Origin of the sequence: Methylophaga sulfidovorans, assembly GCF_900114205.1 — a bacterium.
Classification (GTDB): Bacteria; Pseudomonadota; Gammaproteobacteria; order Nitrosococcales; family Methylophagaceae; genus Methylophaga; species Methylophaga sulfidovorans.
This window is the reverse complement of record NZ_FOSH01000011.1, coordinates 18,408-29,444: the sequence shown is the minus strand read 5'-3', so window position 1 is coordinate 29,444 and position 11,037 is coordinate 18,408. Positions and strand designations below refer to the sequence as shown.

At 44.2% G+C, this 11,037-nt stretch carries 10 protein-coding genes and 1 riboswitch; of the genes, 4 read left to right on the top strand and 6 right to left on the bottom strand.

Translation table 11 applies throughout. The annotated features are described in order from the left end of the window. Nucleotides 1-246: 246 nt before the first annotated feature. Complete coding sequence (locus BM232_RS10075) at nt 247-789, bottom strand: ABC-type transport auxiliary lipoprotein family protein (protein WP_245752901.1); 543 nt, start codon at nt 787-789, stop codon at nt 247-249. Nucleotides 790-989: 200 nt separating this feature from the next. Between BM232_RS10075 and BM232_RS10070 the strand changes: the two genes are divergently transcribed. The 4 genes from BM232_RS10070 to BM232_RS10055 all read left to right on the top strand — a co-directional run bounded on the left by BM232_RS10070 (nt 990) and on the right by BM232_RS10055 (nt 5,278). Next, on the top strand, nt 990-1,505 hold the full coding sequence (locus BM232_RS10070; RefSeq protein ID WP_091714197.1) for an adenine phosphoribosyltransferase: 516 nt from the start codon (nt 990-992) through the stop codon (nt 1,503-1,505). Nucleotides 1,506-1,509: 4 nt separating this feature from the next. Further along, the gene (locus BM232_RS10065; protein WP_091714195.1) at nt 1,510-2,355 is read left to right on the top strand and encodes a flagellar protein MotY; all 846 of its coding nucleotides are present in this window, start codon (nt 1,510-1,512) and stop codon (nt 2,353-2,355) included. A gap of 76 nt (nt 2,356-2,431) precedes the next feature. Then, nucleotides 2,432-4,312, top strand: a complete 1,881-nt coding sequence (locus tag BM232_RS10060; protein ID WP_091714193.1) for a cation:proton antiporter — start codon at nt 2,432-2,434, stop codon at nt 4,310-4,312. A gap of 66 nt (nt 4,313-4,378) precedes the next feature. Then, entirely contained in the window at nt 4,379-5,278 is a 900-nt protein-coding gene (locus tag BM232_RS10055; protein WP_091714191.1) for a hypothetical protein, read from the top strand. Between the two features lies 1 nt (nt 5,279). Here the strand turns inward: BM232_RS10055 and thiE are convergent, their stop codons facing one another. The 5 genes from thiE to thiC form a co-directional block, all read right to left on the bottom strand. After that, on the bottom strand, nt 5,280-6,731 hold the full coding sequence (gene thiE, locus BM232_RS10050) for a thiamine phosphate synthase (RefSeq protein ID WP_091714188.1): 1,452 nt from the start codon (nt 6,729-6,731) through the stop codon (nt 5,280-5,282). Nucleotides 6,732-6,856: 125 nt separating this feature from the next. Then, complete coding sequence (locus tag BM232_RS10045) at nt 6,857-7,654, bottom strand: thiazole synthase (RefSeq protein ID WP_091714186.1); 798 nt, start codon at nt 7,652-7,654, stop codon at nt 6,857-6,859. Between the two features lies 1 nt (nt 7,655). Next, nucleotides 7,656-7,871, bottom strand: coding sequence for a sulfur carrier protein ThiS (gene thiS, locus BM232_RS10040; RefSeq protein ID WP_245752900.1), 216 nt, complete (start codon nt 7,869-7,871; stop codon nt 7,656-7,658). Further along, complete coding sequence (locus BM232_RS10035; protein WP_091714183.1) at nt 7,861-8,940, bottom strand: FAD-dependent oxidoreductase; 1,080 nt, start codon at nt 8,938-8,940, stop codon at nt 7,861-7,863. Before BM232_RS10035 ends, thiS begins: the two co-directional genes overlap by 11 nt. Next, the gene (thiC, locus tag BM232_RS10030) at nt 8,940-10,751 is read right to left on the bottom strand and encodes a phosphomethylpyrimidine synthase ThiC (RefSeq protein ID WP_091714181.1); all 1,812 of its coding nucleotides are present in this window, start codon (nt 10,749-10,751) and stop codon (nt 8,940-8,942) included. Before thiC ends, BM232_RS10035 begins: the two co-directional genes overlap by 1 nt. 101 nt (nt 10,752-10,852) lie before the next feature. Next, a riboswitch (TPP riboswitch) is annotated at nt 10,853-10,958 on the bottom strand. Between the last annotated feature and the right edge of the window lie 79 nt (nt 10,959-11,037).

Sequence of the window (11,037 nt, the reverse complement as noted above, 5' to 3'; positions counted from 1 at the left end):
CAGCTGTTCGGCTGTTTCAGTGAACAGAGGTGTAGCGTAGTCAGTTCTACATACATGGTTTATCAACCAGTCTCAGAAGACGAAACCAGTCGAAAGAATTCCAGACATAACTTCACAAATTTCAGTAACTTGCTTAGGCACTACCGGAAAAACACACTCACCCCGGAAATGGGGCCAATCTGTCTAAACCACCAAACCTGTTATCCTACCACTAAAGCCCATATCCTGCACGTTAAACTCAAGATGCTACCTAGCATCTACTTTTGCAAAATATGCGCTTAAATCCTGCTCTAAAGTCGTTAGAAGTTCTTCAGTTCCCTCTTTCCAGCCTGTAACAACATTGCTCGGAGTAGCTTGTTCGATATCGACATCAACACGTAAGCCTGTTTGAAACAGTAATTTCTCAGGATTATCTGCCGCCGTCATGAAAAATTGCATTTCAATAACAGATTGGGGTGAGTAGGCAGGACGTTTTTCGCCATAGAAGGCTGTCACTGCAGCATCCATGGTAAAATCAGCTGGCACAGAATCATCGGTGACCACCTTGCTGAATTGACCGCTCTTTTGTAACCAGCGTTTCAGAATATTAGTAAACATAACTTCCGGGTCAACCAGAAACTGATGTGGCTCTACAGCCTTATATTCATTTTCTCCGACTCTGAATATTAAAGTTTTACTTTTAAAATGTGGCACAACGCGCACTGGATTAAGTCGCAAAACACGATTTGCAGGAAAATCAGCAGCGACATCCGCTCGCTCGACATCCAACACATAATAACGTGGTGTCATATCCACTTCTTTGTCACCGCCACCCCAGCTAAAACAAGAACTGAGAAGAAGAGATGTCGATAAAATAAAAAAAGAAAAAAACAGTCGGGAATATAAAGTCAAAATGCTTCCTTTTATCGTTAATTCGTTTGTCACTAAAAACCGGACGATTACTGCCGATATAATAGACGCTGATCGCCGTTTCGCTCAATGAGATTATTATGCAAAAGCTAAAAGCTAAAATCAGAGATATCCCTGACTTCCCTTCACCAGGCATTGTATTCAAGGATATTACACCACTAGTGCAGGACCCACTGTTACTCAAGGAATGTATAGAAGAATTAATTCGCCCGTTTAGAAAAGAGTCCATTACGGCGGTAGCGGGAATGGAAGCGAGAGGATTCATTTTTGGATCTCTGGCTGCCTGGGAGCTTGGCGTCGGATTTATACCATTACGTAAGCCAGGTAAATTACCTTATGATGTCCAACGTATAGATTATGCTCTTGAATATGGTACAGCCTCTTTAGAAGCTCACATTGATGCTATTAGTACCGGCGACAGAATTTTAGTGATTGACGATGTTCTGGCGACAGGTGGAACTGCGCGGGCAAGCTGCGAATTAATCGAAAATCTGGGTGGTGAAGTCATCGCTTGTGCTTTTGTTATGGAACTTGATTTTTTACAAGGTCGTGACAATTTAATGTCTTATCCTATACACACTCTAATAAGTTATTAACATCATGTTGAAATTGATTATTGCCTCGCTATTATTTACCAGCTCAGTCTATGCCGAAGAGTTTCAGGCGCCGGTCACAGATACCAATTGGCATGTTATTGAGTCACCGCTCGAATGTTCACTGATGCAAACCATCCCCAGCTTTGGTCAGGCTGGCTTTTATCGTCGTAATGGTCAGTCTTTACAATTAAAATTCGTCACCGATAGTCTGCCAGCACAAAAAAAGGATGTGCACTTTGAAATGTCTGCGGCGCCATGGCAAAACACGGATCAATTCGATACTTTGGTGACCTTACCTACCACTTCCGGCCAACGAGAATTTATTGTCGATGGTGTGCTAGCACAGCAAGCACTGTCAAAAATGCAGGATGGCCGTTTCCCGATCATCCGGTATCACTCTCAGTCCTATAATGGCGAAACCACAGTGAAGTTATCCACGGTGAAGTTCAATGATTCATTACCCGCATTTCAACAATGCCTAAGCAATCTCTATCCAGATAGCTTTGACGAAATTAAAAAACTCACTGTCTATTTTGAATCAGAAAAAGCCAATCTGGACAAAGCTTCTATCAATGCACTGACACGGGTTGCTGACTATGTGAAAGTGGATGACTGTGTCAGTCAAATCATCATCACCAGCCACACTGACAGCTTTGGTCGTAAACGTTTAAATGTGCCTTTGTCAGAAGCCCGAGCCAAAACCATCCGTGACTTTTTTGTTAGTAAATATGAAATTCCGGCAGAAAAAATTGTCATGCGTTCGTTTGTTGACCATGATCCCGCCGCCACTAATAAAACAGCTAAAGGACGAGCATACAATCGCCGGGCAGAAATTGAATTAGTCAGGTAAAAGTCTTTTCGACAATGCTAATTAGTGTCACCATTAGCGTCCATTTATCACTGCTCCATTGAGCTAAAGGAAGAGAATGAATCAAGAAGCAGTCATGGCACTGTCAGTTATTGGAATTATCGCCATAATATGTCAATGGCTAGCCTGGTGGATTAAATTACCAGCCATCGTTCTGCTGTTGATCGCTGGTATTGTTCTTGGTCCTGTTACTGGCTGGTTAGACCCTGAAGCTTTATTTGGTGACCTGCTCTTTCCTACCGTGTCTCTGGCCGTTGCTGTCATCCTGTTTGAAGGAAGTCTGACCCTTAAGTTTGAAGAAATTCGTGGTTTACAAAAAGTTGTTCGTAATATTTTGACTCTCGGTGTACTCATCACCTGGTCAGCAATCGCAATTGCCACACATATTCTGCTTGATTTCCCTTGGGCACTGGCCATTTTATTTGGTGCCATTATGGTCGTTACCGGCCCCACGGTTATCGTTCCCATGCTGAGAACCGTTCGCCCTAATGCCAAAATTTCCAATGTCTTACGCTGGGAAGGTATTGTCATTGATCCACTGGGCGCCATCCTTGCAGTATTAGTATTTGAGGTTCTTTTATCAATACAACTTCAAGGTCATGCCGAAGTTGGACACACGCTATATATGTTCGCTAAAACCATTGCTGTTGGTTTGGTGATTGGTGCTATTGCTGGTTATGGTTTTGGTTTGTTACTGCGTCGGCATTTATTACCTGAATACTTACATAATGTAGCTGCCTTAGCTTTGGTATTTGGTACATTTGCTGTATCTAATGAAATCTCGGAAGAATCCGGTTTGCTTACCGTTACTGTGCTCGGTATCTGGTTAGCCAATATGAAAAATGTGCAAGTTGAAAACATTCTCGACTTTAAAGAAGATCTCAGTATCTTTTTGATTTCAGGTTTATTTATCTTACTTGCTGCCCGCCTGAACCTGGATTCCTTTACTCAACTGGGTATGGGCGCGGTAATGCTGTTCTTATTTATCCAGTTTGTCGTGCGTCCGATTAAAGTGTTCCTCTGCTCAATCGGATCAGACTTAACATGGCAAGAAAAGGCGATGATAAGTTGGATTGGACCACGTGGTATTGTGGCTGCCGCTGTCACGGCATTATTTGCACTTCGTTTACAAGACATTGGCTACGATAAAGCCGACCTGCTAGTACCATTATCTTTTGCCATTATTATCGGAACTGTTCTGGTACAAGGTGCTACTGCTAAATTCATTGCCAAACGCCTTGGCGTTGCCGAGCCGGAAGATAGTGGCTTTCTTATTGTCGGTGCCAACTCTGTGGCCCGTGTCGTGGCTCAGGCATTAAACGATAATGGTTTTAGAACCCGTCTCACTGATGGTAGCTGGAGTAATGTCAAAGAAGCCCGAATGAAAGGCATGGATACCTACTATGGTAATGCGGTTTCTGAACATGCTGACCGCCACTTGGATCTTATTGGATTAGGTCAAATACTTGCACTGACACCACAAAGCGAGCTCAACGCACTGGCCTGTATGCGTTATAAATCAGAGTTTGGGAGTAATCGCGTTTACTTTTTATCGACAGATAAGGAAAAAGACAAAGAACGTAGCATCGTCAAATCACGTAAAGCTATCAGTCATGACTCGCATGTTCTGTTTGGTAATGAAATTACTTACGCCAAAATGGCCAGCCTGATTTCAAAAGGCGCCAAAATAAAACAAACCAAGTTGACTGAAAACTTTAGTTTTGCCGATTACTTACGTGAACATGGTAGACGCGTCACCCCATTGTTTGCATTTAACCCTCGTAAACGTCTGCGCTTTTTTACTGCGGCAGAATCATTACAACCAGAAATGGGCTGGACCATTGTTGCCCTTGTGCAAGATGAAGGCGATCTGACCCCGGCTGAAATGAGTGGACCTGAGGTCGATGGTAGCCTTGATGAAAATCGTTTGCCTTCATGACAAAAGATTTTGTTATTAAAGCCGATATATCAACTAGGAATAAGTGGTTGAGGTAGATGTAACACCATGGCTGAAGACAGTAACGACATTATCGAAGAAGCGACTGAGGAGAGTCCTAGTCCTCAAGCGGATGAAAGATCCGAAAGTAACAACGATGCTAAAGACAAAAGCGATAACAAAGAGAAGCCAAAATTACTTGGTCTCTCCACATCGTTGCTGATAAAAATCGGGATTGGTCTGGCAGCTTTATCTCTGATTGGTGGTTTAGCTATGTTTTTTCTGATGGGATCAGATGATCCTGCCGAGGAAGCCGAGCCCCTGCTTCTTGAAGATAGTGATACAGGTTCTGAGCCAGACTCTACCGCTCCCCCATCTGAAGATAACGAGGAAGCAGCCGCCTTACCGCCAGTTGATACTGATATGGAAAATGACGAAGAAGAAAGTGTCACACTGCCCACTGTTGTGAAAAAGAAAACCGATGAAAATGGCAATGTTATCCCAACGGATAATCTGATTAACCCTATGCCAGATATCGATAACCCAATGACTGCTGCAAATACACCATCCGAGCCAGCCCCTGCAGCCAATGATGCATCAACTGCAACGGCCGCTGCGACCACTGACAGCACAGCAACAAGTACAGCGCCTACAGATGCAAGTTCGCCAGACAAATTGCTTAAAGAAGTCATGGCATTACAGCAGCAATTGAATAAACAACAATCAACAAACCATGAGCTGATTAAACAAATCCAGCAATTGTCGAATGAAAACAAACATCTGAAAAATGAAGATCTCACTGCCAGCGACTATGTTGCTCCGGCAGCCCCTTCTTTTACTGAAGATAACGAAACTCAATCAACTACTGATAAGCCTATTCAGTATCAGGAATACCGCTACAGCCAGCAGCATAAACTTGATATCGGGCCACAGTGGGGAGAGGTTAAACCTGACTTAGGTAAGAATTGATCTATTGCCACAAATCTAATAATTGCTGGGTGACATATTTATAATCTTTTGCACGCGTAATCGCTGTAATCATGGCGACCGAGCCTACCCCCGTGACTTTCAGTTGCTCTGCTCGTTCAAGTGTAATACCACCGATAGCCACCACCGGATACTGACCTTTTAATAAATTCACCCATTGTTGCAAACGCTCAATACCCTGGGGTGAGAAAGGCATCTGCTTACTCGTGGTCTCATATATCGGGCCCAATGCAATATAACTGGGATTGACCGCAAGAGCCCGAGCAAGCTCCCAATACGAGTGAGTAGAAATACCCAACCTCAGCCCGGCTTCGGCCAATATTTTCAAATTTGCATCATGCAAGTCTTCCTGTCCCAGATGTACGCCGTAAGCACCGAGTTCAATAGCCACTTGCCAATGGTCATTAACAAAAAACTGTATCGATTTACCTTGTAAATAATGAAGAGCCGATACGATTTGTTGATTTGTTGACTCGTTATCCAGATCCTTTACTCGCAGCTGTATGGTATCGACGCCCTCATCAATAAGCTTCTTCACCCAGTCAGCATTATCTACAACCGGATAGATACCTAACTCAGGGCAACGGGGAAAATCAAAGGTCTGGCTAATCAGTTCGGGCTGATAACACAGCTTGGGGAAATCCACTAAGGCAATCTCATCCTGGCTATGATGGATGACCTGATATGAACCCGCCTTTGCTGAAAGCCTTATGCCTCGACTTACATACGCTTTAGCAAGCACAACTGCATCACGTATATCTTGACCACAGGCAAGCTGCGAAGCTAACGCAGATGCCAGTACACAGCCCGTACCACGCACCTTGTCTACAGTTTTATCGTTATAAAGATAAAAATCAGCTAACTCAGATGAAAAATAATCTATTGCTAAGGCACCCTCTGCATGCCCCCCTTTAATCAAACATGCTGCAACACCCAGTTGGCGTAATGATTTCGCCCCTTCTTCGACACTGACATCATTTCCAGTCAACATCGTCAACTCGGGCAGGTTGGGTGTAATTAAAGTGACTAAAGGAAGAATATCATCACGAATAAAAGCTTTTACATCATCATCTACAGTCACTCCGCCACTGGTGCTTGCAAGCACAGGATCTAAAATGATGGGCCCATTAAAGTTTAAAAGAATCTCTTTGATGTATTTTGCTGTGAGGAGATGGGGAATCAAGCCAATTTTTATCGCTTTGATATCAAAATCTGCAATACAGTTTTCATACTGCGCCATCATCTTTGATGGGCTGACAAGGCCAAATTCTGTCAATCCCTGTGAACTCTGCTCTGTTAATGCAGTGATTAATGGTAAAGGGTGACAGCCATGATTCTCGACCGTCATGATATCAGCACTGATGCCAGCACAACCCTGAGGATCAAGTCCTCCAATTAATAGGACAGCAGGTTTTTGACTAGAAGTTGAATTCACTTATTGCCTCATATAAATAAAGCGCCTGACGAGGCATTCTTTGGAAATAACGGAGCAGGATAATAACGGATTAACCACAGAGAGTTCTGTGACAACAGTATGATTCTGCTGCATTAGTTCTGCTTTTAAGCATGTTGCTGCCAGATTGGCTGATCTAAGGTGGGTGTGCTGGGTTTGGCATTATCACGTTTAGGCATCACTCCTGCTTCATAAGCCAAACGCCCCGCATTAATGGCATCAGCAAAGGCATAAGCCATGGTCTCAGGCTCAAGCGCTTCTGCAATTGCTGTGTTTAATAAAATGCCATCAAAGCCTAGCTCCAGTGCCTGAACAGCGTCAGAAGGTTTACCAATGCCCGCATCGACTAATAAAGTCATATCTGGCAAACGTTCGCGTAATGTCTTTAAGGCATAAGGATTGAGTAATCCCTGACCAGTGCCGATGGGTGCTCCCCAAGGCATTAATACTTCACAACCCAACTCTGCCAATTTCTGACATAACACCAGATCATCTGTGCAGTATGGAAACACCTTAAATCCATCTTCGATTAATATTTTAGTGGCTTCAACTAAAGCAAATGGATCCGGTTGCAGATTATAACTATCACCCAATACTTCAAGCTTCACCCAGTCAGTGTCAAATAACTCTCTGGCCATATGTGCGGTGTTAACCGCTTCTTTGACGCTATAACAACCTGCCGTATTAGGTAAAAGATGGCAGTTAAGCTGCTCAATCATTTGCCAGAATTGGCCGCCACTTTGTTTATCGGCTGATGTCTGCCGACGCAGCGAAACCGTAATCACTTCCGCCTGAGACGCTTTAATAGCATCGATCATCACCTTAGGTGAGGGATACAAAGCCGTGCCAATAAATAATCGACTACTCAAGGTTTGGCCATAGACTTGCCAATCAGATGCTTTCATCTCAACCTCCACTTATCGGAGACACGATATCAATACGGTCTCCATCATGAATCACTACATCTTGCCAGCGTGATTTGGGCATTAATTCATCATTGATAACGATAACAAAACGACCGTTAAAGTCCTGTTCATTAACGAACTCAGAAACAGTCTGTTCCTTACCAAGCTCGGTTAACTCACCGTTTAGCTTGATATGTAACATTAGATTAGATGTCATATAACGCTCCAAACTTTATCTGTTCTTTATTGCCTGCCAGCACCTGACATAAATCATCAGCGATAGCTGGTGCAAACAGATAACCATGCCGGTAAAACCCATTAATGATGTAGCCCCAATCAGTACGCTTTATCGTCGGAAGATTATCGGGCAGCCCCGGTCGACAATGTGCAGCCATTTCCAGAATACGTGCTTCGGCAAAGCCTTTATGCAGGCTATATAAAGCCGACATCAACTCCAGGCCACTGCGAACAGTCAGCTGAGAGCGGTCATCACTTTCGATCACGGTTGCCCCAAGCACATACTCATTATTCGGCCTTGGTGCCAGATAAAACGGATAACGTGGATGCATTAAACGAATCGCATGTTTGAAATTTACTTCAGGGGCTGACACACGAATCACTTCGCCTCGCACACTGCGTAATTCAGCTAAATTTGCTTTGCCACCATTGCCACGACAATCCAGCACAGCATCAAACGTATCTGCTGAGCATTGCAGATAACGTTGAGTCAGTTTTTCAATCTCTGTCGAATTCAACTCGCCAATATCATCCGTTTGTATCCACTCAGCATGTGTTTCAATAAATGTTGTAAGCTGCTTATATAACTGGCGATTATCAATACAAGACTCTTGCTCAAACAACAGTGCTTGATCAAAGCGGTCGGCAAGCTCTGGCTCACGTTCAGTAAGCGATGTTTTATCAAGACGCTGATAATCTCCTGCTTCCAGTACATGATTCGCTCGTCGCTCAAAACGCTCCATTTCAGCTTTATCGCCCTGATGAGCCACCACCAAAGTGCCTTCATTCTGATAAAACACAGGTTCATCTAACTCGTTTAACCATTCTGGCCATAGCTGATATGACCTGAGTCCGATTGTTTTTACCAGAGGCTCTGAAGTAATTGCTTCTGTCGCTGGAGCCACCATAGAAGCAGCAACATAACCAGCACTGTCGGTACCGATTTTGTCATCTTTCGATAATAATGTGACTTGATAGCCTGCCTGAATCAGACGCCAAGCTGTTAGCCGTCCGATCAGGCCACTACCGATGATGAGATAATGGCTCATCAAACTTGGCGATAAATTTTGCTGCCGCCTTCCTTGAACTCCTGAGATTTCTCAGCAAAAGCTGCTTTCACATCATGTGAAATTTTCATCGAGCAGAACTTAGGCCCACACATTGAGCAGAAATGGGCTACTTTTGCTTTAGGTTGCGGCAAAGTTTCATCGTGATATTCACGCGCCGTATCCGGGTCCAGACCAAGATTAAATTGATCCTCCCAACGGAATTCAAAACGCGCTTTTGAAATGGCATCATCACGAATCTGTGCGCCTGGATGACCTTTACCTAAATCAGCTGCGTGGGCAGCAATTTTGTAGGTAATAATGCCGGTTTTCACATCGTCTTTATTCGGCAGACCGAGATGTTCTTTTGGTGTGACATAACACAGCATCGCCGTGCCAAACCAGCCAATCATAGCTGCGCCGATACCAGAAGTAATATGGTCATAACCTGGTGCGATATCGGTCACCAATGGACCCAAGGTGTAGAACGGTGCTTCATGACACCACTCCAATTGCAGATCCATATTTTCTTTGATCTTATGCATCGGAACATGACCCGGACCTTCAATCATCACTTGCACATCATGCTTCCAGGCAATGGTAGTTAACTCACCTAAGGTTTTTAACTCCGCCAGCTGCGCTTCATCATTGGCATCAGCCTGAGAACCTGGACGTAAACCATCCCCTAATGAAAATGACACGTCATAGGCTTTCATGATTTCGCAGATATCTTCGAAATGCGTGTAGAGGAAGCTTTCTTCATGATGCGCCAGACACCATGCTGCCATAATCGAACCACCACGTGAAACGATACCTGTTGTGCGATTCACGGTCAGTGGGATATGTGCCAAACGCACACCCGCATGGATCGTGAAATAATCGACGCCCTGCTCGGCTTGTTCAATCAGGGTATCTCTGAACACTTCCCAGGTCAGATCTTCGGCAACGCCATTAACCTTTTCCAGTGCCTGATAAATAGGCACAGTGCCTACTGGCACAGGTGAGTTACGAATAATCCACTCACGAGTTTGATGGATATGTTTACCTGTCGATAAATCCATAATGGTGTCACCACCCCAGCGAGTACTCCACACCATTTTTTCGACTTCTTCTTCAATCGAAGAGGTAGTGGCTGAGTTACCGATATTGGCATTAATTTTTACCAGGAAGTTACGGCCGATGATCATCGGTTCAGTTTCCGGATGATTGATATTGGCCGGGATAATGGCCCGACCTTCAGCCACTTCTTTACGCACAAATTCGGCCGTAATGTAGTGTTCCATATTCTCTGGCAGTTCACCACGCTGGGCTAAGGCTTCACGGCCCATACTTTCACGAATAGCAATGTATTCCATTTCTGGGGTAATAATGCCTTGGCGTGCATAGTGCATTTGGCTAACGTTTTTGCCCGCTTTCGCTTTACGCGGTAAGCGACGATGATTGAACAATGGAATATCAAAATCCTGAGCATCTTGCTCACGTGTATAGGCCGAACTGAACTCGGCTAATTGTTCAGTATCATCACGCTCATCAATCCAGGTTTGACGAATTAATGGCAGACCTTTTTCAATATCAATGCGTGCTTTGGGATCGGTATACAAACCTGATGTGTCATATACAACAACGGGTTCATTCGGAATGGCTGCTAATTCAGGATTGGCGTTAGGTGTATCAGTTAAATGAATCTGACGGAATGGCACCAGTAAATCGTCGCGGCTGCCTTTGATGTAAAACTTCTCACTCCCCACCAAAGGCTCAGTCGTAATGCCGCTACGGTCTTTAATGTTAATAACTTTATTGGATTGTGTAGACACGTTTCTTCCCCTAAATGAAAACCACGACGGGGAAGATGAGATCGTTGCGCGAAAGCGAACAAGAAAACAGACACCAATCGAAAATGGATCTCGAGTGCAAAACAGATGTCCTGCTTGTTTCCTACGGAGGTTCTAGCCTCTTCAGGTTCAACGGGTTTCATCTCAGCCTTTCCGGATTATTCCGGGCGGGCACCCCGACAAGTGATTCGCATGGTAAATCAAAAATGATTTTTTGCACAAGCCTCATCTGGCACAATAGTGACGAACTTTTACTTAAATCCGCAGG